At 66.6% G+C, this 20337-nt stretch carries 20 protein-coding genes and 3 pseudogenes; 15 read left to right on the forward strand and 8 right to left on the reverse strand.

Annotated elements, in window-relative coordinates; translation table 11 throughout:
- Positions 1-469 precede the first annotated feature (469 nt).
- The 3 genes from ACFXHE_RS39310 to ACFXHE_RS39320 all read left to right on the forward strand — a co-directional run bounded on the left by ACFXHE_RS39310 (position 470) and on the right by ACFXHE_RS39320 (position 2736).
- Positions 470-1261: an alpha/beta fold hydrolase gene (locus tag ACFXHE_RS39310; protein ID WP_379390060.1), complete on the forward strand. Its 792-nt coding sequence runs from the start codon at positions 470-472 to the stop codon at positions 1259-1261.
- A 302-nt stretch (positions 1262-1563) separates the two neighbouring features.
- Positions 1564-1962: a hypothetical protein gene (locus tag ACFXHE_RS39315; RefSeq protein ID WP_379390061.1), complete on the forward strand. Its 399-nt coding sequence runs from the start codon at positions 1564-1566 to the stop codon at positions 1960-1962.
- 87 nt (positions 1963-2049) lie between these two features.
- Positions 2050-2736, forward strand: coding sequence for a hypothetical protein (locus ACFXHE_RS39320; RefSeq protein ID WP_379390062.1), 687 nt, complete (start codon positions 2050-2052; stop codon positions 2734-2736).
- A 506-nt stretch (positions 2737-3242) separates the two neighbouring features.
- Here the strand turns inward: ACFXHE_RS39320 and ACFXHE_RS39325 are convergent.
- From ACFXHE_RS39325 to ACFXHE_RS39335, 3 genes and pseudogenes are all read right to left on the reverse strand, one after another.
- A complete protein-coding gene (locus ACFXHE_RS39325) occupies positions 3243-3902 on the reverse strand; it encodes a hypothetical protein (RefSeq protein WP_379390064.1) in 660 nt (219 codons plus the stop codon).
- Between the two features lie 819 nt (positions 3903-4721).
- Positions 4722-4922: a hypothetical protein gene (locus tag ACFXHE_RS39330; RefSeq protein ID WP_379390066.1), complete on the reverse strand. Its 201-nt coding sequence runs from the start codon at positions 4920-4922 to the stop codon at positions 4722-4724.
- Between the two features lie 411 nt (positions 4923-5333).
- Positions 5334-5453, reverse strand: a pseudogene (locus ACFXHE_RS39335) (NADP-dependent oxidoreductase); the annotation flags it as partial.
- A 130-nt stretch (positions 5454-5583) separates the two neighbouring features.
- On the opposite strand from ACFXHE_RS39335, the gene ACFXHE_RS39340 reads away from it, so the two are divergent.
- Positions 5584-6162, forward strand: coding sequence for a TetR/AcrR family transcriptional regulator (locus ACFXHE_RS39340; protein WP_379390068.1), 579 nt, complete (start codon positions 5584-5586; stop codon positions 6160-6162).
- 371 nt (positions 6163-6533) lie between these two features.
- On the opposite strand, the gene ACFXHE_RS39345 is transcribed toward ACFXHE_RS39340, so the two are convergent.
- Complete coding sequence (locus ACFXHE_RS39345) at positions 6534-7214, reverse strand: hypothetical protein (protein ID WP_379390070.1); 681 nt, start codon at positions 7212-7214, stop codon at positions 6534-6536.
- Between the two features lie 603 nt (positions 7215-7817).
- On the opposite strand from ACFXHE_RS39345, the gene ACFXHE_RS39350 reads away from it, so the two are divergent.
- Genes ACFXHE_RS39350 through ACFXHE_RS39385 form a run of 8 tightly spaced genes read left to right on the forward strand, consistent with a single transcriptional unit; the run spans position 7818 to position 15390 of the window.
- Positions 7818-8363, forward strand: coding sequence for an MSMEG_0572/Sll0783 family nitrogen starvation response protein (locus tag ACFXHE_RS39350; RefSeq protein WP_379390093.1), 546 nt, complete (start codon positions 7818-7820; stop codon positions 8361-8363).
- 10 nt (positions 8364-8373) lie between these two features.
- Positions 8374-9432 (forward strand): MSMEG_0568 family radical SAM protein, encoded by a 1059-nt coding sequence (locus tag ACFXHE_RS39355; RefSeq protein ID WP_379390072.1) that lies wholly within the window; start codon positions 8374-8376, stop codon positions 9430-9432.
- Positions 9433-9472: 40 nt separating this feature from the next.
- Positions 9473-10903, forward strand: coding sequence for an MSMEG_0567/sll0787 family protein (locus tag ACFXHE_RS39360; RefSeq protein ID WP_379390095.1), 1431 nt, complete (start codon positions 9473-9475; stop codon positions 10901-10903).
- Positions 10900-11823 carry a carbon-nitrogen hydrolase family protein gene (locus tag ACFXHE_RS39365; RefSeq protein ID WP_379390074.1) on the forward strand — a complete coding sequence of 308 codons (924 nt, stop codon included), beginning with the start codon at positions 10900-10902 and terminating at the stop codon, positions 11821-11823. Before ACFXHE_RS39360 ends, ACFXHE_RS39365 begins: the two co-directional genes overlap by 4 nt.
- On the forward strand, positions 11816-12136 hold the full coding sequence (locus tag ACFXHE_RS39370; protein WP_379390076.1) for an MSMEG_0570 family nitrogen starvation response protein: 321 nt from the start codon (positions 11816-11818) through the stop codon (positions 12134-12136). Before ACFXHE_RS39365 ends, ACFXHE_RS39370 begins: the two co-directional genes overlap by 8 nt.
- Positions 12133-13404: an MSMEG_0569 family flavin-dependent oxidoreductase gene (locus ACFXHE_RS39375; RefSeq protein ID WP_379390078.1), complete on the forward strand. Its 1272-nt coding sequence runs from the start codon at positions 12133-12135 to the stop codon at positions 13402-13404. The genes ACFXHE_RS39370 and ACFXHE_RS39375 overlap by 4 nt, the downstream gene beginning before the upstream one ends.
- Before the next feature lie 10 nt (positions 13405-13414).
- Positions 13415-14266: a carbon-nitrogen hydrolase family protein gene (locus tag ACFXHE_RS39380; protein WP_379390080.1), complete on the forward strand. Its 852-nt coding sequence runs from the start codon at positions 13415-13417 to the stop codon at positions 14264-14266.
- Positions 14266-15390 carry an MSMEG_0565 family glycosyltransferase gene (locus ACFXHE_RS39385; RefSeq protein WP_379390081.1) on the forward strand — a complete coding sequence of 375 codons (1125 nt, stop codon included), beginning with the start codon at positions 14266-14268 and terminating at the stop codon, positions 15388-15390. Before ACFXHE_RS39380 ends, ACFXHE_RS39385 begins: the two co-directional genes overlap by 1 nt.
- A 111-nt stretch (positions 15391-15501) precedes the next feature.
- Here ACFXHE_RS39385 and ACFXHE_RS39390 read toward each other — a convergent pair whose 3' ends face one another.
- A complete protein-coding gene (locus ACFXHE_RS39390; RefSeq protein ID WP_379390083.1) occupies positions 15502-15987 on the reverse strand; it encodes a PAS domain S-box protein in 486 nt (161 codons plus the stop codon).
- A gap of 64 nt (positions 15988-16051) precedes the next feature.
- The gene (locus ACFXHE_RS39395) at positions 16052-16600 is read right to left on the reverse strand and encodes a flavodoxin domain-containing protein (RefSeq protein WP_379390085.1); all 549 of its coding nucleotides are present in this window, start codon (positions 16598-16600) and stop codon (positions 16052-16054) included.
- Positions 16601-16930: 330 nt separating this feature from the next.
- Here ACFXHE_RS39395 and ACFXHE_RS39400 point away from each other — a divergent pair.
- Positions 16931-17161 (forward strand): annotated as a pseudogene (locus tag ACFXHE_RS39400) (cytochrome ubiquinol oxidase subunit I); the annotation flags it as partial.
- A gap of 155 nt (positions 17162-17316) precedes the next feature.
- Here the strand turns inward: ACFXHE_RS39400 and ACFXHE_RS39405 are convergent.
- Positions 17317-17544: a hypothetical protein gene (locus ACFXHE_RS39405; RefSeq protein WP_379390087.1), complete on the reverse strand. Its 228-nt coding sequence runs from the start codon at positions 17542-17544 to the stop codon at positions 17317-17319.
- Between the two features lie 178 nt (positions 17545-17722).
- Positions 17723-18176: pseudogene (locus tag ACFXHE_RS39410) on the reverse strand (acyl-ACP desaturase); the annotation flags it as partial.
- Between the two features lie 766 nt (positions 18177-18942).
- On the opposite strand from ACFXHE_RS39410, the gene ACFXHE_RS39415 reads away from it, so the two are divergent.
- Complete coding sequence (locus ACFXHE_RS39415) at positions 18943-19671, forward strand: hypothetical protein (protein ID WP_379390089.1); 729 nt, start codon at positions 18943-18945, stop codon at positions 19669-19671.
- Positions 19672-19748: 77 nt separating this feature from the next.
- On the forward strand, positions 19749-20135 hold the full coding sequence (locus tag ACFXHE_RS39420) for a hypothetical protein (protein ID WP_379390091.1): 387 nt from the start codon (positions 19749-19751) through the stop codon (positions 20133-20135).
- Positions 20136-20337 lie beyond the last annotated feature (202 nt).

Raw genomic sequence — 20337 nt, forward strand, 5'->3', positions numbered from 1 at the left:
TGCTGCGATCCGCTACGATTCCTGCGCCTCGAGGTGGTGGGTCAGTAGTCCGGTCAGGGCCTCGTCGACGGTGTTCCAGGGGCCGGCGCGCAGGACGGTGTTGTGTGGGTCGAGGGCCTGCCAGCGTCGGCGCCAGCCGGTCGCGGTGAACTGGCAGGCGATGCGGCCGAGGTATTCGTCGCCGTCGGTGACGCGATAGTCGCCGGTGTCCGGGTCGCGGGTGAGGGCGACCAGCTCCCGTACCGGTACCTCCGGGCGGAGCCATCGTTCGCGTCGTGACTCCGGTTGCGGGCCACGTGAACTCGACCGTCGGCGGCGCGGCGGCGCGGGTGCTGCTGCAGGCGTGGAGATCTCGCTCGCGGCACATGTCAGGTCGATGTCAGGCCGGTATCAGCCGGGTTGGCGAAGGTAGTCGCATCAACAGCGATCGCGGCCTGCGGGCCGCGGCCAGCCAGCACAGGGAGTCGAAATGAACGCCATCACCACCGACCGCTCGAACACCACCGCCTGGACCGGTCTGGTGCAGGTCGAGGACACCGCACTGGCGGTGAGCGACACCGGCGGCGAGGGCCCCGCTGTCATCTACCTCAACGGTTCCTATGCCACGCAGTCGAACTGGAAGAAGGTGATCGCCGACCTCGGTGCGGGCTACCGCCACATCACCTTCGACGAGCGGGCCCGCGGCAAGTCGCGGACCTCGGCGGACTACTCCTTCGAGGCGTGCCTGCGCGACGTCGACGCCGTCCTCGCGGCGCGGGGCGTCCAGCGCGCGATCCTGGTCGGCTGGTCCTACGGCGCGCTGGTCGCGGTGCATTGGGCCGACCGTAACCCCGACCGCGTTATCGGCGTGGTGTCGGTCGACGGCGCGCAGCCGTGGGGCCTCACCGACGAGGCCGGCAAGGAGCGAATCCGCAAACTGTTCGCCCAGATGCGCTACTTCATGCCCCTGCTGCGCCCGTTCGGCCTGGCCGCCCGCATGAGCGCCGAACAGCACGCCGAGGTCAACATCGAACTCAACGACCTGTGCGCCGCTGTGGCCCCCACCCTGGAACGCCTGTCCCGCCCCGTCCGCTACGTCCTCGCCACCGGCGCCAACCTCGGTGCCAGCGAGGAAGAAATGGAAGCCGTCCGGGCCTCCCTCACCCCCGTCCTGGCCGCGAACCCTAACCTCACCATCACCGCCAAGGTCCCCAGCAACCACAGCAAGATCCTCACCAAGGACTTCCACGCTGTCGCCGACGCCATCCGCGCCACCGCATGAATCATTGAGTGGCACACCCGCGCCCGTGCCGCTGGCGCCTCCTGGGAAGCAATCGCCCAGGCCGCGAACATCACTCGCCAGTCCGCCCAAGAACGCTGGTCAAGGATCACCCGCTGATCGTTTTCCGAACACCTCGGCTTGGGTCGCGGTGTCTGCACCTCGGGCAAAGAACCTATGTCGAGCGCGGTTCGAGCACCCCCCAATTCCTTGGCCTTGTCACCCCTTCCACCCCACCCCAATATGAAACAACTGCATTTCATATGGGGTCCGGCGAAATCCGGGCCCCGCTCGGGGAGGAAACCTTGATCAACCGACTGGCACCCCTGACCGCGATCGCCGCAGGCGCACTGTTCTTCCCCGCACTCCTTGCGCCCCCGGCATCGGCGGCAATCGACTATTTCACCGCCGAGACCTCTTCCGGCATCCGCGAAGGCGGCTTCGTCCCCTGCACCACCACGTGGAAAGTATGCATGGTCACCGCCGTGTTGGTAGGTGAGGATCAGTACACCCCCGCATCACTGAGCATCAACGGCCGCGTGGTCGCGAGGAACGACGACGGCACCACCTTGCTGAGATACGACTGGACGCCCGCCACCACGGGCACCTACACCCTCACCGCAACCCAGGGCGCATCGACCAAAACCATCACCGTCGACATCACGAAGGTCGGCCCCGGATTCCCCACAGGCTCGGCCAGCTGACAAAACGCGGCCCGCGCCTCCATCGACCGGACCACATGGGCCGTAACGGTCTCATCATCAATAGGCCACGACGAGCGCGGGCGGCTGGTGCTGCTCGGGGCGGTCGGGACCGGGTTCAGCGACGCCGCCCGCCGCTCACTGCAGCGTCAGCTCCTCGCCCTGGCCGTTGCCACACCGGCGGTCGTCGGTGAGATCCCGCCATCGATCACGGCCACCGCGCACTGGGTCGCCCCGCATCTGGTCGGCGATGTCGCCTACCGAACGCACCGCCACCGGCCTGCGCCACCCGTCCTGGCGAACTCCGATCCGACCGCTCACCGGCGGAAGTCTCGGTGCCCGAGCACAACTGACCTTCCGCCGAGGAGGTCGGCCATCGTTTTCCCAACCCGGTTTCCAGGCAGGCCACCACTTCCGCGGCGGCGTGGTGAAAGGCCTGATCGGGGCGACGCGCCTACGATATTTCTCGGTCACCTCCCCTCCGGTGGCCATCTGTGGAGTGCATACCCAGGCACCCCCGCCCGGTTCTTCTCCCGGAGGCCGGGCGGGGCCACAGACCGGGTCCGTCGGATCGATGACCGTCCGTGCTTGTCGGCATCGTTCGGGATGCGTTCCGGCGACCGATGTTTCACAATCTTGCTTACCGGCGTTTTACCCGGCGCCGGTGTCAGCTCGGCTCGTGTGGTGCAGGCCGGGGCTCGGCTGCCGCGCGGAACTGCTGCACCCCTTGTCACCGGCGGCGACACGCATACCCCGACCGCTGATCGTGTGGGATGAGCCAACTGCTTGGTGGCTCGAGATGCGTTGAAGCACAGCCTATTCGGGGTAACGCGGGTGCGATATCGGCCGCAGTGTGGCGGGGACCCTTCCGCGGTGGGAGCAGCCCATGTCGATGACCCCGTTGGTGACAATCGCGATCCTCACACCCGTGGTGGCGGTGGCCGCCGCCTACGCGACGGTCGCGGCGACATGCTGGCGGGAAAGCCGCCGCCGGACAACACCGCTGAGCGCGCCCCCGCCCGGTAGTATTCGCGGAATAAACCCGGCACGATCGGTCAGGACCACGCCCCATGTCGTCACCGTCCGGGCCTGCCGGGGAGCCGAATACCTGCCAGCTCCATCACTCGTGGGGTCGATGCGCCTGCCCGCACCCATCCTTCGGACACCGCAATCCAGACAATGCGTGCAGGCGCATCGCAACACCACCACCCGAACGCTCGTTGCTGTGAAGCAGGGGCCCTCTGGGTTTTCGACACAAGGCGGGCAGTAGGCCGCCCAGCCGGTCAGGGCAGTCGTTCGAGTAGCCAGTTGCCTTCTTCCTCGTTGACCAGCGAGGTTTCCGAGGCCGGGCCGGATGCGTAGAGGGCCTCGTCGAACCGGGAACTTGCCGGATCGTCGCGGGGGCCGAGGCCTTCGAGGTCGCGGGTCCCCGCGCTGGTGATCTTCTCCAACCGCGGCATCTGGGGCATGGCTCCGACGGCGTTGAGCGCGTACTGTTCGGCCGCGGTCGGTGTCGTGCTGTCGAGGCTGAAGAAGGCACCCACCCCATGAGGCATCCGCTTGTTCTCGAGGCGGGCCAGGGCGTAGCGGGTCAGCAGCGCGGCCCGGCCGGCGCCGACGACGGCCGTGGGCTTGCTGCCAAAGCGCGTCGCCTGCGTGCGCAGCGCGGCCTCTTCGATCACCTGCTCGGCGGTGTCCCAGTCGGATTTGTCGCCGTAGCCCACCAGGATGACGTCCTTGCCGCGTTGGGTCAGTTTCGTCCGCAGTGGGTAGTCCGGGCCGTCCACCCGGCTTGCGAACGCGTCGAGGTCGGTGGGTCCTGGACCGGGCTCGGCGACCACGATCACCGGATCGACGACCCGCGCCACACCGTTGGCCGGGTACACCCAGGCGGTGCCCCCGCGGAATTTCCACCGATCGTACGGAATGTTGTTGCCAGCCATGATCGAACTCCTCTCACGTCGGAAAACGAAAAAGGAATCTCCCATCACGCATCCGTGACGGCGTGCAGCAGCGCCCCCGTCACCGGCCACCGAACAGACGGTCACGAGGTGATCTTGATTCTAGGAGAGGCCACACCACCGCGGGCCCCGGGCCCGCGGTGCACGAGCCCCAGGCCCGGCACCTCGTCAGAGGAACTCTTCGAACGGTGGACTCTGATTCGACCGCTCACCAGCGGAAATCTCGGTGCCCGAGCACAACTGACCTTCTGCCGCGGGCGGTTGGGCATCGTTTTCCGAACGGCTGTCGGCATGCCCAGACCGACACTCCGCCCGTTCGAATCATCGGCGCGGGCCGAGCCAGATCCGGCGGTGCCGATTTCGGACACGTACTCGTAGATCGACATCGATGTGCGTTCCAGAGGCCGAGATGATCTCGGGTCGTTGGCCTTCCAGAGAGGCGGCCGACCATCCCGAGCCGAGCACTCAGCGGGCATTAGCGAGTGGTCGCTCGGGTCCTTTGCCTGGATCGCGTTGGCCCCCTTCATTGGACGTACAGGTATGACGGGCTACGGGAAGTTCAAGATTCCGCCGCGGCATCGCATCGGGCCGCCCATGCCCATATGCTGCGTGCCACCGGTGAGTAGGCACAAAAGGCTTCCCGACCAATCTGTAACGGTTCCCGTCTGCAGGAGCTGACTGACGCCACTCCCGGTGTCCGCATCCGTGTCCATCTCACGGCACCGCAGGCGGCCTGAAACATCTACCAATTCGGCAGTGTCGCCAGCCGACCTGGTCTGAATCCCGTTTCATCGCTGGAAATCATCGGGATGTCTGCCGCAGTCCGGGGAATCGCTGGTGGAGGTTGTGGATCTGCTGGTGGACCTGCGCGAGTTCTGCCTCGATGGCCTGGTTGCGTTTGTCGTCTCGCCACTGGCTGCGCCGGCGGACGAGGCGTTGGGCGTGGTACTCGAGTTCAGCGGGAAACATGCGCGCCTGGGCGGTTTCGGGATCCTCATTCACCGGCGGCTCGTATCAGCCGGTTGCCGAAAGCCTGCGCAGTGCGCCGCGCTCGACGAGCAGCGCAATGACTGTTCGTCTGCCGATCGAACAATTCCCAGGCATCATCCCGAATCCGAGCGCTCTCGTCCGGCCATTCCGGGCCCGGAAGCGCATTCGACGACGAGGCGCCGCCGCGGATGGCGCGCACGGGTCAAACCCGCGCACTCAGCCCGGCCGTGTGGAATGTCAGCAGCTGCAGGCGAATACGCGGCCCAGTAATTGGGACAAGTGATCCACAATGACGGCGGGTGGTGTGCCGTCGGCGATCAAATGCATGACGACGGCACCGCGCACGGTGTTCAACGTGAGCCGGACGTCGATACCACTCGCCTCCAGCTGCAGAATCTCACCGCGGGCCGCGGCCCGGTCGAGGTTCACTCCTGCCGCTCGCACGGCGATGCGTATCTGGCCGGGGCCGGCGTGGGGCTCGGCCACATCTACCGGTTTCAGGACTTCCGGGCCGCCGTACTCGGCGAAGCGCATTGCCTTCATGTCTCCACGTTATGACTAACGGTTAGTTTTTTGCAACGGTTGTTATTTCGTAGCGGGTGGCGCTATAGTCGCTTGCCTAACCGTTAGGAGTTCGAAACCGATGCATTTTTGCAGCTGATAGCATCAACCGATGACCGTGCCGACCGGGCGTCGTGAGCGCAAAAAGGCCGCGACCCGCCAGAAGATCGCCGACACCGCGCTCGCACTGTTTCTGGAACGCGGATACGACGCGGTGGGCATCCGCGACGTGGCTGCCGAGGCCGACGTGGCCGTCACCACCGTCTTCTCCCACTTCGTCTCGAAAGAAGCCCTGGTCTTCGAGCAGGACGAGAACTTCGAGCAGCGCCTCACCCAGGCGGTCACCGGCCGGTCGGCCGACGAGCCACTGATCCCCGCGCTGCGGCACGAGATCCACGCGATGGTGCGGCACTGCGCGGCCGAGGGCGCCGCCCCGATCTGGCATCTGATCGACCGGACACCCGCCCTGCGCGAGTACGAGGAGTCGATGCGGCTGCGCCACGCGAAGTCGCTGGCGGCGGCCATCGCCGCAGATCTCGGCCAGCCGCCCACCAGCACGGCAAGCCAGGCGATCGCGCGGTTCGTGATCGACGCCTACTCACTGGCCCGTGAGGCAGCCGATCCACACGCCGCGGTGGACGAAATCTTCCGGATGATCGAAGCGGCCTGGGAGACCGCCCGACCCGCCTGAACGCTGTTGCCATTGCAGTACTTGCCGCTGGACCCCAACGGGCCCAACGCGGACCGGGCCACCCTCGCTGCCATCGATCTTCGGCGGTGTTGCGGCAAAATAGTGCGCGACCGCTGACTACGTGCTCAGTTCGTTGAACGGGAACGCATCCCGGAACCACTGGAGGACATCAGGTCTCATCAGCAATACCCGCTTCGCCCCGGCCGGACTCAGCGGCGGGTCGAACATGTCGGTTGCCGGATTGAACGCCCTCAACTCGGCATGCGCACTGCCGGCGGCCGTGAGACGCTCTGCTCGTTGATCTTCCGGCACCCCGCGGTATGCGGCATTACCGGTCGGTGCCCCGATCGTGTCCGCCTCTGATGAGGTCGTTACCGGCTCTCCCCATCCCGTCCGCTCACGTCATATAGGCCGAGGGTCTGCTCGATGATGTCGGCGCCCAGTTCTTCGGTGAACAGCGGGTCCCGGTCGGCCACCGCGCCGATAACGAGGTCGTCGAAATCGCTGTTCTCGTAGTCGAACGAGTCCGCGCTGATGCCGGGGCCTGTGACCTCGAGTTTGCGAGGCATGACCGGCCAGGAGCCGACCCTGTCGAGCGCGCCGGCCTCCGCGGCCGTCGGGGTGGTGCAGGCGTAGGACACGAAGGCCCTGACCTGGTGGTCGATGCGGTCGAGTTCGAACCTTGCCAGGGTGTAGCGCAGTTGCAGGGCTCCGCGCCCGATGCCGCAGACCGTGAGCGGAGTCGAGCCCAGGCGCTCAGCGATCGCGCGGAACAGGACCTCCTGAACACTGGCATGGGCGCCGCCGTCGAGGGTGTCACTGATGCCCAGCGACACCAGGATCAAATCGGCGCCGGCGGCGCGCAGCGCTTCCCGGAACGAGTACCTCGGGCTGTCGAGTTGCCGAGCGAAGGCGCCGAGATCGACAGCCGTCATGTCCGAGTCGCCCACCAAGATGAACGGTGCTCTCAGCACGGCGCCGCCCTGGGCGGGAAACACCGCTGCGCTGCCGAGCATGAGAGGCCAGTTACTGGATGGTGCCACAGTCGTCATCGTCGAACTCCTCACGTGGTCGGGAAGATCCGGAGAAGGGCCGAACTTGCAGCAGACACCCCGCAGCGCGACATCGTGCGCAACGCGCCAGGGCGCAGCCTATGCTACCTGCACCGATATACCTGCAAACGCATCTGGCCACTCGGCCACATACGGTGCCGGATCCCGCCCACCCGACCAGATCCGGTCGGTTTCAGAAGGTGAACTGGTCGCCGTAGGCGGTGGTCTGCCAAGTCCCGCCGCGGCGCTCACCGTGCCGCCCAGTAGCGGTTTCGTCCATGTTTCCGATCGAGGGAGGTACTGGGTCGAGGCGATTAACAGAACACCGAAAAGTCCAGGACGACGATTACACCGCATCGACTTCGCACAAACCCACGCAGCCCGCGCTACGCTGGAGGCTCAACTAATTACGTTGTGCCACAGTATGATTCGTGAGCCGATCCACATACGTGCGTGGTGAACATCCGGAAACCTTCAATTGTTCCGCAGGCGACCAACCGGAAACACAGCGGGCGTGAACTTGGTCCATCGGTGACCACCCGGACACCAACGGGCGCACTGCCAATCACCGAATTCACACCGACCACGCCCAGGAGACGAACCATGTCGGCACCCACCACATCGACCTCCGAGATCGACAAGGCGATCGAGGAGAACATCGTGAAATCGCTCGCCGAAATCCCGCACCCGGCCCTGCCGAAGGGCACCAGTATCTACGGCGGCACCAAGATCTTTCCCGACTATCAGGCGGAGGCGGGTGAAACCTATTTCACGCTGGTTCACGGTATCGCCCATGAATCGTCGGTGAGTTTCGTGGCCATTCTGCAGGCGACGCGCGCACTCCGCAAAGGTTTCGAGTCCGCCATCTACTTCTACGGTCCCGGCGCGATCAACTGCCTTGCCACCCGCGGCTTTCCGACCACCGGCGACAGCGGGTTCCCCGGTGAGCAGAACATCAACGAGGCGCTCGGCACCTTCATCAAGGAGGGCGGGAAGGTGTTCGCCTGCCGGTTCGGTCTCGCCTTGCACGGTGCCCGCGAGGAGGACCTCATCGAAGGTGTGATCCCGGCGCATCCCCTGGACGTGCAGGACGCGCTGATCCACTACGCCCGCAAGGGCGCCATCATCAACTCCACCTACCAGCTGTAGGCCGACCGTCATGACCGAGGTATCCACGCGAGTAGATCTCGCACTCTTGGGCATCAGCGTCGATGTGCCGGTGCAGCGCCGTTCCGGCGCCGGCCCCAGCGACGACGGTCATGTGCTGTTCGGGGGTGCCGGCGCTGCCATCCCCCTCCGCCAGGAGAGCCCATACACGATTCGTGCCGATCGGCTGCTTTACGAGGGCACCGATCTCGGCGTGACCGTCGAACCGGTGCGCCGACCCCGTTTCTACGACCTGCGCACGGCCGACGGCGTGGCGTACGAGCAGATCGCCAGACTGCACGGCAAGGATGTACTGGCGACCACGGTGGTGCAGACCTGCATCCGCTACGGCGAAGACCAACGGTGCCGATTCTGTTCCATCGAGGCATCTCTCGCGTCCGGCAGCACGATCGCCGTCAAGCGACCGGATCAGCTCGCCGAGGTCGCTGAGGCGGCAGTGCGGCTCGACGGTATCCGGCAGCTGGTGATGACCACCGGCACCTCGGCCGGAAAAGACCGTGGCGCAAGGCATCTCGCCCGCTGTGTGCGAGCCGTCAAGCAAGCGGTGCCGACCCTCGCGATCCAGGTGCAGTGCGAGCCTCCCGGCGACCTGGCGACTCTGAGCGAGCTCCGCGACGCGGGAGCCGATGCGATCGGCATCCACGTCGAGTCGCTCGACGACCGAGTGCGTGCTCGATGGATGCCGGGAAAGTCCACCGTGCCGCTGTCGGAATACCGGGCGGCCTGGGCCGAAGCGGTGCGAGTGTTCGGCCGTAACCAGGTCTCCACCTATCTGCTCGTCGGTCTGGGCGAAGACCCGGACGAATTGGTCTCGGGTGCGGCGGAACTCATCGCCATGGGCGTGTACCCGTTCGTGGTGCCGTTCCGGCCGCTCGCGGGAACCCTGGCCGTCGACGTCGACGGTGCGAGCCCGCCGACCGCGGCGGTCCTCGAGGACGTGACCCGGCGAGTGGCAGCGGAGCTACGTCGGGCCGACATGCTCGGCACGGACCAGAAGGCCGGCTGCGCGGCGTGTGGGGCGTGCAGTGTGCTGCAGACCGCAGGAGGCTGAGATGACGACGACCGAACCGACGGCCGCACCCCGATCCTGGATCGACGAACTGTCCGGGGTACGTGCTTCATCACCGGATTACTGTGTCCTGTCCGGATATACGGCCCCGGCCGACCCCGCAGACGGATTCCTCATCCAGCTCGCCGATACCCGACATATCGCCGCCTATCGCGCATTGCGCCGACAGAACTTCGTCACCGAACAGGGCTTGTTCGCCGGCAGCGACGCCGACGACATCGACGACGACCCCCGGGCCCAGATACTGGTCGCGATCGCCCCGGACGACGGAGCCCTGCTGGGCGGAGTGCGCCTGGCACCGGCCACCGCCGAAGATCTCGGGTGGTGGACCGGCAGTCGATTGGTGGTGGACTGCAGGCGTCGCACCCGTGGTGTGGGCCGCGCACTCGTGCAAGCGGCGTGCGCTTATGCCGAAACCCATAACGTGCTTCGGTTCGAGGCCACCGTGCAAACCCGCTACCGATCGCTGTTCGCCCAACTCGGGTGGACAGCGCTCGCCGAAACCACCGTGGCAGATACACCGCACCTGAAGATGCGCTGGCCGATCGACCGAATCGAGCGGCTGGCGCGATCCACCAAGGCAATGCTCGGGCAAGCGCTGTCCGAGTTGGGCGATACACCGATGACACTGGGCGGCACCGGATTCCGAGGCGATGACGGCGCACCGGTACCGGGCTGCGACCTGGTCGCCGCGTGCGACGCGATCCTGCCGTCCATGGTCGAACGGGACCCGGAATGGGCCGGATGGTGTGCGGCCCTGGTCAACCTCAACGATCTCGCCGCGATGGGTGCAGAACCGATCGGACTTCTCGACGCGGTCGCCGCGCCCACCCGGTCGCTGCTGACCCGGGTGCTCCGGGGCCTGGGTACGGCCAGCCGCATCTGGGAGGTGCCGGTGCTGGGTGGCCACACCCAGTTGGGTGTCCCGGCGGCGCTGTCGGTCACCGCGCTCGGCCGTACCGCCCGGCCGGTGCCCGGAGGAGGCGGCGAGGTCGGCGACGAACTCCGGCTCACCGCTGATCTGGGCGGCGGCTGGCGGTCCGGATACACCGGGCGACAATGGGATTCGTCGTCACACCGGAGCGGCGCAGAGTTGCGGGCACTGGGCCGGTTCGTCTCGGACACCGGTCCGAAGGCCGCGAAGGATGTCAGCATGGCCGGCATCGCCGGGACCGCGGGCATGCTCGCCGAGGCCAGCGGTGTCGGGGTCGAACTGGATGTGGCGTGCATCCCGCGCCCGCCGGGCGCCGAGTTGGCCGACTGGATCACCTGCTTCCCCGGCTTCGCGATGCTCACCGCCGATCGCCCCGGCACCCCCGTCAACCCCGTAGGCCCGGCGACCACCGCCGTGTGCGGCGTGCTCAGCGCGACTCCCGGCGTGCGGCTGCGCTGGCCTGACGGAGAAGTCACTCACGCGCTCGAAAGCGCGGTAACCGGATTGGGACACTCATGACCGAACTATCGATCTCCGTGGCCGCCGCCGAATTCGGCCGCGACATGGAGGCGTGCTACGCCACCATCGGCTCACTGATCGAACAGGCGCAGGAACACGGTAGCCGACTGCTGGTGCTGCCCGAGGCCTGCCTCGGCGGCTATCTGCCCAGCCTGGGCGGCGGCGGGGAGAGCGAGGAGGCCAAGCAGCGCCGTCTGCGCAGTCTGCCGCCTGCTCTCACCCTCGACGGCCCGGAACTACGCCGCATCGCGGCGATGGCAGGTGAACTCGTCGTCACTCTCGGATTTTGCGAAGCCGATGGCGATCTCCGCTACAACGCCGCCGCGACCGTCACCGGCGACGGGGTTCTCGGCTCCTACCGCAAGATACATCAGCCCCTCGGCGAAAACCTTTGCTACGCTGCCGGATCCGAATACCGCGCCTTCGACACCCCGGTCGGCCGCATGGGCATGCAGATCTGCTACGACAAGGCATTCCCCGAAGCCGCACGAGCGCTGGCACTGGACGGCGCGGAGATCATCACCTCGCTCTCGGCCTGGCCCACCGCCCGCACCGCCACCACCGAACGACTCGAAGACGACCGCTGGACCCAGCGCTTCGATATCTTCGACCGCGCTCGCGCAGTCGAGAACCAGGTGGTGTGGGTCGCGTCGAACCAGGCCGGGACCTTCGGCTCGTTGCGCTTCGTGTGCAGCGCCAAGATCGTCGGCCCCGGCGGCGACGTGCTCGCCACCACCGGTACCGAACCCGGTCTCGCCACCGCGACCCTCGACGTCGATCACGCACTCGAATTGGCGCGCGGCGGCGGCATGTACAACCTGCGCGACCGACGCCCCGAGCTCTACCACAGCGTCGTCGCCCGCCACGGCGTGGTCGGACAGCCCGCAGTGCCCGAAGAGCTGGAGGCGATCCATGCCTGAGATGACATTCGACATCCGCTGGCCGGACGGCAATGTCCAGTCCTGCTATTCGCCCTCGCTGGTGATCCATGATCATCTGGCCACCGGCGTCGACTATCCGATCGACGACTTCCTGACCCGTGTCTCGAGCGCTTTGAACACCGCAGCCGAGCGGGTGCGCGAGAAGTTCGGCTTCTACTGCACCTCCGCCATGCAGACCCTGGACGCCATCGAAGCAAGCGCAGCACAGGCCCGGACATCCCCGGGCACGGTACGCGTCCTGTCGATGACTCCGCCGTCGGTCGAGGCGGCAACCACCGGAGGAAAACCATGACCCCCCAGGCAGACTCGGGTACTGCCGTGGAACACCGCGACGTCGTCGTGATCGGCGCCGGACAGGCCGGACTCTCCATCAGCTGGCATCTGACCGCACGCGGCATCGACCACGTCGTCCTCGAGCGCGACACCATCGCCCACGAGTGGCGCGACACCCGCTGGGACAACTTCACTCTCGTCACCCCCAACTGGCAGTGCGTGCTGCCCGGATACAGCTACAACGGACCGGATCCGCACAGCTTCATGAAACGCGATGAGGTCTACGCATGGGTCCGCGCCTATGCCGACACCTTCGATCCGCCGGTTCGCGAACACGTCGCCGTCACCGCGCTCACGGTAGCGGTCGACGGCGGCTTCGACATCCAGACAACCTCGGGCCCAATGCATTCCGATCAGGTGGTGGTCGCAGTAGGCGGTTATCACACGCCGACCGTGCCCCGCTTCGCCGAGCGGTTGCCGAGCTCGATCCGGCAACTCCACTCCGCCGAATACCGTAGCTCCGCGGACCTGCCCGACGGCGCCGTCCTCATCGTCGGTACCGGCCAATCGGGAGCACAAATCGCCGAGGACCTCCATTTGGAGGGTCGGCAGGTGCATCTCGCGGTCGGGACCGCGCCCCGCGTCGCCCGCTTCTATCGGGGCCGCGATTGCGTCGCGTGGCTGGAGGACATGGGACACTACGACATCCCGATCGAAGATCAGCCCGGTGGGCTGGGCAAGCGGGAGAACACCAACCACTACGTCACCGGTCGAGACGGCGGCCGCGATATCGACCTGCGCCAATTCGCGGTCGAGGGTATGGCACTCTACGGCCGGATGGTCGATGTCGCCGACGGCACAGCGCATTTCGAGCCGTCGCTGGAGCGGGACCTCGATGCCGCCGACGCCGTCGCCGAGAGCATCAAGGACTCCATCGACGCCCATATCGCCCGTGCGGGGATCGACGCGCCCACCGAACCGCGCTACCGCCCGGTGTGGCGTCCCGAGCACGTGATCACCGAAATCGATTTGTCGGCAAGCGATATCACGTCGATAGTGTGGTCGGTCGGGTTCCGCACCGACTACCAGTGGCTGCGCGTCGGCGTCTTCGACGGTGAGGGCCACCCGTGCCACAACCGCGGCGTCACGACCACGCCCGGGCTGTACTTCCTCGGGCTGCCCTGGCTGCACACCTGGGGCTCGGGCCGCTTCGCCGCCATCGCCCGCGACGCCGAGCACCTCGCCGGGCAGATCACCGCCATCGCCCGCACCACCGCGGCGGCCTGAGGCGCAACCCATGGCCGTCACCCGAATAGCCGCTGTCGCAGCACATTTCGGCGCAGACATCGCCCGCGCCCTGGAGAAGATCGCCGGTATCATCGACCGGCTCACCCAGGACGGCGTCGACCTGCTCGTGCTGCCCGATGCGAGCCTCGGCGGCTACATCGGAGACCTCCGCAACCCGGATCCAGCCGCCGGGCCGGAGGCCATCGACCCCGATGGACCCGAGTTCCGGCTGTTGTGCCGGTTGGCCGGGGATATGACGATCTGCGTCGGCTATGCCGAACACGCGGACGGTGCCCGCTACAACGCCGCGGTGTGCCTCACCGGCGACGGGGTGCTCGGCCGCCACCGCAAAGTACACCAGCCGGCCGGGGAACACCTGGCGTACGCGGCCGGAGATCGCTTCGCGGCCTTCGATACCCCGGTCGGCCGGATCGGCATGCTCATCGACTACGACAAGACGTTCCCGGAATCCGCGCGCGCTCTCGCTCTCGACGGTGCCCGCACCATCGCGGCGCTGTCGGCCTGGCCCGCCAGCGTCACCGATCGCGCCTCCCGGATGCCCAACGACCGGCAATCCCGCCTCTTCGACCTGTACGACCAGGCCCGCGCCGCCGAGAACCAGGTGGTGCTCGCATCATCCAATCAAACCGGAATCACCGGCAACCTGCGCTTCCTCGGCCAGGCCAAAGTGGTCGGACCCGGCGGTGACATCCTCGCCAAAACCTGGTCCAAGGGCGGCCTCGCGGTGGCGGAGCTCGACATCGACGCCGAGGTCGAGCGAGCCCGGCGCGTCCTGCGGCACCTGGAGGAACGCCGCGTCGACGCCTACCACAACCTGATGACCGAAAAGAGCGGCTACTGATGCGGATCGCACTCCTCACCTACTCCACCAAACCCCGTGGCGGGGTGGTGCACACGCTCAATCTCGCCGAGGCACTCGCCCGGCTCGGCGCGGATGTCACCGTATGGACGCTCGGACGTGGCGGTGATGCCGCCTTCTTCCGCCCCGTGGATTCCTCCGTGGCAGTTCGCGTCGTTCCCTTCACCGGTGCCGACGGCGAGCAGGTCGGGACGCGAATCATGCGCTCCATAGACGCATTGCGGCAGGCGTTCACTCCTGAGGACTACGACATCGTGCACGCACAGGACTGCATCAGCGCCAACGCCGTCGACCGCCGCATCCGCACCATCCACCACCTCGACAACTTCACCACCCCCGAACTCGCCCGCTGCCATGAACGCGCCATCGTCGAGCCCTACGCACACATCTGCGTGTCGGACGCCGTCGCGGCCGAGGTCCAGGCCGGATGGGGCCTGCGCCCCACCGTGATTCCCAATGGTGTCGAATACGACCGCTTCGCCGCCGCCGCAGACGACTCTCCCAACGCCACGGATGCTCGCGCCGCCTGGCGACGCCGACTCGGACGGTACATCCTCGCCGTCGGCGGCATCGAACCCCGCAAAGGCAGCATCGACCTGCTCGAGGCGTTCGCCCTGCTACGGAGCGATCATCCGGACCTGCACCTCGTCTTCGCCGGCGGCGAAACACTCTTCGACTACCGCGACTACCGCGCCCAGTTCGACGCTCGCGCAACCGAACTCGACATCCGTCCCACCATCCTCGGCACCGTCCCCCACACCGAACTCCCCGCACTCGTGGCGGCGGCGGCCCTCCTCCCGTTCTTCTCCACCAAAGAGGGATTCGGACTGGCCGCCATGGAAGCCCTCGCCACCGGAATCCCCGTCGTAGCACGCGACCTCCCGGTGCTGCGCGAGGTATTCGGCGACACCATCAGCTACGCGGCCACTCCCGCCGAGCTGGCCACGGAACTCGCGCGAGCGTTGGTTCCCGACCCGCGCCGCACCGAGCACGGCAAAGCCCTCGCCGCGCAGTTCAGCTGGGACCGAACCGCCCGAGCCCACCTCGAGTTCTACCGCACCCATTCCACAGCAGTACCGCGCCGAATGCTCACCACACACCGCTGAACCGCAGATAACATGGAAATCCCACCAACCTCGCGCACATCCAGTCGGTCGACTCGGCCCGAATCCCCAGGGACACACCGCTCGTCGAACAGACCGGCGCGAAAATACCTGTCAAACCCCTGCCATGAACTCGTCATAGGACGCGAAACCCCTATCACGCAAGGCTTCTTCGACCACTGCGCGCCCGAGAGCGGCCCGCCCGAGACGTCCGGCACCGGCCTGCCGAGCCCTTTCCTCGATCGCCCGCGCGTGCGCATAGACGGGCTCGATCAGCTCGAAAAGGCCACTGCGCGACGCGATTCGGACCGAGAGATAGCCGTCACGCGGCGGGCTCATGGTGGCGAAGACCCAGTAGCACGAGCCGTCTCGATCCTGGTTCTGCACGAACGCCTCCACCGGCCCACCGGACAGCAGTCGCTCCCAGGCCAGCTCGAACACACCGGCGGGCATGTCCGGGTGGCGGACGATATTGTGCGGTGCTCCCGCAAGCTCATCCGGCGCGTACCCCGAGATGCGGGCGAAAACCGAGTTGCCGAGGCGGATTACGCCGTGGCGGTCGGTAGTGGAGAAGAACAGCTCGGTCAGCCCCAAGGGCACAGTGCCGACGAGAGCTGGCAGCTCTGGGAACCGATGATGATGTCGTCGGTGATCGTCATCCCGGTCAGATACTCGCGTCCGCGGCGCGGTGCGGGGAATCAGCGGCGATACCGGTGGCCCACGAGGTGATCGCGTCCCAATCCCGCAGGTCACCGTAGCGGCGTCCGCCCAGCAGGCGGTACCGCAACCGGGCGCGCAACGGTAGCTTTGCCCGTTCGTAGCGCCCGGCGAAGGCGCGGTAACCGCGTACCGCCAGCGCATCCCGCACAGTCGCAATCTCTTTCGGCACCGCGCGTGCCAGCCGCCGGCCGATGCGACCCGTCAGCGCCGGTGCCATGCCGACGCTGAACAGCCAGACATCCGGCGTCGCGAGTTGGTCGAGCCGCTGGTAGGCGAAGACGACGAATGATTTCATCAGGGCATCGTGATACACGGGACTGCCCAGCACCACCGTGTCAAATTCGGCCAGGTCGGGCACCTGGTGACCGATCGGCACCACCTCCACCACCACACCGGAGGATTCCAACTCCCTGCCGATCACTTCGGCGACTTCCTTGGTCGTACCTTGCCCCGTCGCGTACACCACGGCAATACGCCGCACCCTCGAACCCATGCGCGCCAGCCTGCGGACCGAACACGAACATCCAGCAGAGGCTCGAGACCCCGACCGAAGGGACCAATGTCCCCTACTGGCTATCCAGTACCGATCTCACACTCGAGGGCCCTGGTCGAAGGTCATTGCCACCCTGGGGCAAAGGTCTCAATCCCCGAGCCGAAGGTCAGGGGCTGCGCGTCTGCCCTATCTCCAACGCGCTGTAGTTGATTACTTTGCGGTAGCCAGAAGGCATGTGCGAGTTAAGCGTTCCTAATACGAACGCAGGTTCCGTACGAAGTTGTGAGGAGGGATGCTGGTGACGGCGGTTTCCCCGAAACCTGAACACCAGGCGCGTCGATGCTGCCGTTCCTGTGGAACGTCTTCAACTCCTACCGCTACGGCGAGACCGTGACCGTCGACGACCCGTGGGGCTACGGCAACTCCCTCGAGTGGGCCACCACCTGCCCGCCCGCGCTAGCCCGGATCTCCTCTGATCGTGCGGATGAGCTGTCCCCCGCAGCCATCCGTACACCGGTGCGGCAGGCAGCGTCCGCACCGGGCCGGTGGGACCACGCATAAACCCTGCCCGCGCGGTCCCATCGGCGCACCCGTGAAAGCTACGTCGGCTGGGGTAAAACCACGCCGTTACCGAATCGGAGACAGTCTCCGACCCCACGGCCGACGTACACGAAGCCCGGGTCCGGCTCTCGGACCCGGGCTTTCGTTCCATATCGTCACTCACGCGTCGCCCGACGCTGCTTCTCCGCCCATGCCACCCTTTTCAGTGCCGCGTCACACAGTTCGAGCAGTCGTCGCCGCTCATCGTCGACGTAGGGGGCGTCCTCCACTTCAGATCGCAATCGCGCGAGGCGGTCCCCGAGAGTGCCGACCTCGCCCAGCGCGAGCGTTTGCCGGGCATCCAGGAGTGCTTGGCGGACACGGTGTTCCAACTCCCCTGTCATCGATCTCCTCCCGAGACCCAGGAATACCGCGTCCCTCATGCGGCCGCTCGCGTCGACGCGTGGCGAACCGGCCGACTACTCGATGGTAGGTCGCGAATCATCCGTGTGTACGCCAATTCGTGTGTGTGGCAGTGCGATTCCTCGATATCAACGCTGCCTCACCACCGCGGGGACTACGTCAGACCCGGGCAGCTTCGCGGGCGAGAGCGCGGTCGCGTTGTTCTTCGAAGCGGGGGATCTGGATCTTCTCGAGGTTCTCGGCGAAACCCGCCAGGCGTTCGCGAGCCTGTTCCCCGCGGGGTCCGAAGTCGGTGCGATCGAAGATGTTCCATTGCCGCATCACCGGCTGGAGTACTTCCTCGAAGTGCTGACAGGTCACGCCGTGCGGCGAAAATTCGGCATCCCGGCGCCGGGCATGCGGAAGTTCTCCACGATCAGACCGATGGCGGCCATCGCCTGATCGGGACCAGGTCCAAGGCCGCCCCGCACATCGTGCGGTAGAAGATCATGTGCAGGTTCTCGTCGAGGGCGACGCGCTGCAGCGTGCGGTCGGCGATCGGGTCGTCGCAGACGCCGGCGGTATTGCAACGCCAACGACGGGCGCGCGCCTGCAGAGTGATCACGGCAGTAGCGGCTATGGGATTCCGGCCGCGCCGTCGCCCGGGGTGGGAGCGATGAGGCCAAGGTCCGCGTCATAGCGGCGGTACAGCAGATGCCCACGACCGGTATCGAGGTCGGTGTAGAACAGGAACGGCTGGCGACAGTTCGCAGTCGCGAGTTCCTCACCCTGGATCTTGTATCCGAACCACCGTCAGCGGCCGAAGGCGTATCGCGCGAGGGCATTTGACCAACTCCGCCCGAGCACGATGGTTCCCGACACCCGGCAACTGGCGGCCATCGAGTTCGATCGGGCCTGCGTCGTCGACGACCTGCGGCCCCTTAAGGTGGTCGTATGGCGCGGGGTTGCGAAGTTGATGGAGTATGCGATCGGTGAGTTGGCCGATGCGCCTGCGGTTGAGGGTTTTTCGGCGAGCGGCCCGTTGGACGAGATGGGGCATCGGAGCCGGGTATGTGCTCGCTGTCATGGTTGGCGGCGTGGTTCGTGAGTCCTGAGTCGGGGATCCCAGGCGCGACTACCGCGGCCATAGCGCAGGTGACGTCCGAGCAGGTGGCACGAACTGTCGGTGCCTGATCCGGGCCGGGCGCCGCCATGCTGGTGTTAGCGTGGCGGCGCCCAGCACCACGTCAGCTACCAACGGGGTATACATGTTGTCTCGCTGTACCCGCGTCACAGTTCTGGCTCTGCTCGCCCTTGCACCGCTATCAGCGTGCTCGAAATCCTCTGCCCCCGAAGCCTCGCCGAGCACCACCGCCTCGACCACGGCGACCGTGGCGCCGATGTCCAATCTGCTGGCGGTCGGGCAGCCGGTGACGTTCACCCGCATAGACACTGGCGGCAAGGTCGGCGAGATCCGATTCACCGCAGTGAAAGCCCTTCCCGCCGAATGCATCGCGTCCTCACGCCCCGGGGTCACCCTCGCCATCGAAGTGGCGATCAGCAACGGGCCCGGCGAGCAGCTGCCGGTGCCCGATAGCTATCAGATGCTGTACGACGACGACGGCGAGACCAGCAGCCCGGTCGAGACCGCCAGCATCTACGGCTGCGAGTCCGACTTCCCACAGGTGAAAACAGCGCCGCCCGGACAGCAGACGCACGGCTGGTTCGCGGTGCGCACCAAGGTTGCACCGAGCCAGCTGATCTACACCCCGATGGTCGGTGACCAGACCTCGACCGCGGGCAACATCAAGATCCTGGCGGTCGCTCCGGCGATGGTGATGCTGAGCCTGCCCGCCCAGCTGACCGCCGAGACCGCCAGCGCCAGCCCTTCGGCACCGGCGGCGGCCAGCAGCGCGCCGGTCGTGGCCCCCACCACTACCACCGCTGCGGGCCACGCCATGCCGGTGGCGCCGCCGACCGGACTGGATTCGGAGGGCCGGCCGAACGGCAGCGGCGGGCGGCTGGTCGGCTGCGCTGACGAAATGACCTACCAGCCGGGGACCGGTGTCTATGAGGACGGCAGCCGCGGGTTCGCGGCCGAGTGCCTGCCCGGCGGATCGCTGCGCTGACCATGGGCACAATCTGGGTAACCGAGGTATCGGTTCGGATGGACTGCAGCCTTCCGGCGCTAATCGAGGCTGTGCGGATGAAGGTGGCGGGCGAGCCCGTAATCACGCGCCCGCACCCCGCGATCCACACAGTGACCTACACCAGCATTCGGGATGATCACGGTTCCACGTTCTACTCCCTGATGGAGGGCACTGTCACAGCAGTCACCACCGCAGGGCTGCTATCGAACATTCCCCTTGAGGTCGCCCGCGTTCAGGGAACAACATCGAGTCAGGCCCTCCTTATCGGGCCGCGTGGCGCTCACGATCTGCTCACACCGGACGAAGCGGCCACGCTGCTGGGTGTCCGCAGCCCTGGCGCCCTTCGGGGCAAGCTGCCGACCGTCGTCTGGAACGGCTTCGAGTACTACGAATTGCCCACGGTCGCAGGCTTTTACCCGCGCAGGTTCGAACTGCGGCGCTGAGTCGGCGGCGGTTCAGAAGGGGCTGCTGCAGGGGTAGGTGACAACCGAGATGGCTTGCCGAAAGGCCGGCCTGAGAGGATGTCGCAGTGCTCAAGCCGTATCCGAAGGAGTTCCGCGACGACGTCGTCCGGGTCGCCCGCAACCGCGACGACGGGGTGACACTGGAGCAGATCGCGGCCGATTTCGGGGTGCATCCGATGAC

Source organism: Nocardia sp. NPDC059229 (genome assembly GCF_042754165.1).
Taxonomy (GTDB): Bacteria; Actinomycetota; Actinomycetes; order Mycobacteriales; family Mycobacteriaceae; genus Nocardia.

Bases quoted from the DNA above. Each gene is read 5' to 3' on its own strand.
- ACFXHE_RS39420 (WP_379390091.1), top strand. From the start codon at position 19,749: ATGAAGGTGGCGGGCGAGCCCGTAATCACGCGCCCGCACCCCGCGATC.
- ACFXHE_RS39340 (WP_379390068.1), top strand. From the start codon at position 5,584: ATGACCGTGCCGACCGGGCGTCGTGAGCGCAAAAAGGCCGCGACCCGC.
- ACFXHE_RS39405 (WP_379390087.1), bottom strand. From the start codon at position 17,544: ATGACAGGGGAGTTGGAACACCGTGTCCGCCAAGCACTCCTGGATGCC.
- ACFXHE_RS39365 (WP_379390074.1), top strand. From the start codon at position 10,900: ATGACCGAACTATCGATCTCCGTGGCCGCCGCCGAATTCGGCCGCGAC.
- ACFXHE_RS39395 (WP_379390085.1), bottom strand. From the start codon at position 16,600: ATGGGTTCGAGGGTGCGGCGTATTGCCGTGGTGTACGCGACGGGGCAA.
- ACFXHE_RS39415 (WP_379390089.1), top strand. From the start codon at position 18,943: ATGTCCAATCTGCTGGCGGTCGGGCAGCCGGTGACGTTCACCCGCATA.
- ACFXHE_RS39380 (WP_379390080.1), top strand. From the start codon at position 13,415: ATGGCCGTCACCCGAATAGCCGCTGTCGCAGCACATTTCGGCGCAGAC.
- ACFXHE_RS39385 (WP_379390081.1), top strand. From the start codon at position 14,266: ATGCGGATCGCACTCCTCACCTACTCCACCAAACCCCGTGGCGGGGTG.
- ACFXHE_RS39370 (WP_379390076.1), top strand. From the start codon at position 11,816: ATGCCTGAGATGACATTCGACATCCGCTGGCCGGACGGCAATGTCCAG.
- ACFXHE_RS39350 (WP_379390093.1), top strand. From the start codon at position 7,818: ATGTCGGCACCCACCACATCGACCTCCGAGATCGACAAGGCGATCGAG.
- ACFXHE_RS39345 (WP_379390070.1), bottom strand. From the start codon at position 7,214: ATGACGACTGTGGCACCATCCAGTAACTGGCCTCTCATGCTCGGCAGC.
- ACFXHE_RS39310 (WP_379390060.1), top strand. From the start codon at position 470: ATGAACGCCATCACCACCGACCGCTCGAACACCACCGCCTGGACCGGT.
- ACFXHE_RS39375 (WP_379390078.1), top strand. From the start codon at position 12,133: ATGACCCCCCAGGCAGACTCGGGTACTGCCGTGGAACACCGCGACGTC.
- ACFXHE_RS39325 (WP_379390064.1), bottom strand. From the start codon at position 3,902: ATGGCTGGCAACAACATTCCGTACGATCGGTGGAAATTCCGCGGGGGC.
- ACFXHE_RS39355 (WP_379390072.1), top strand. From the start codon at position 8,374: ATGACCGAGGTATCCACGCGAGTAGATCTCGCACTCTTGGGCATCAGC.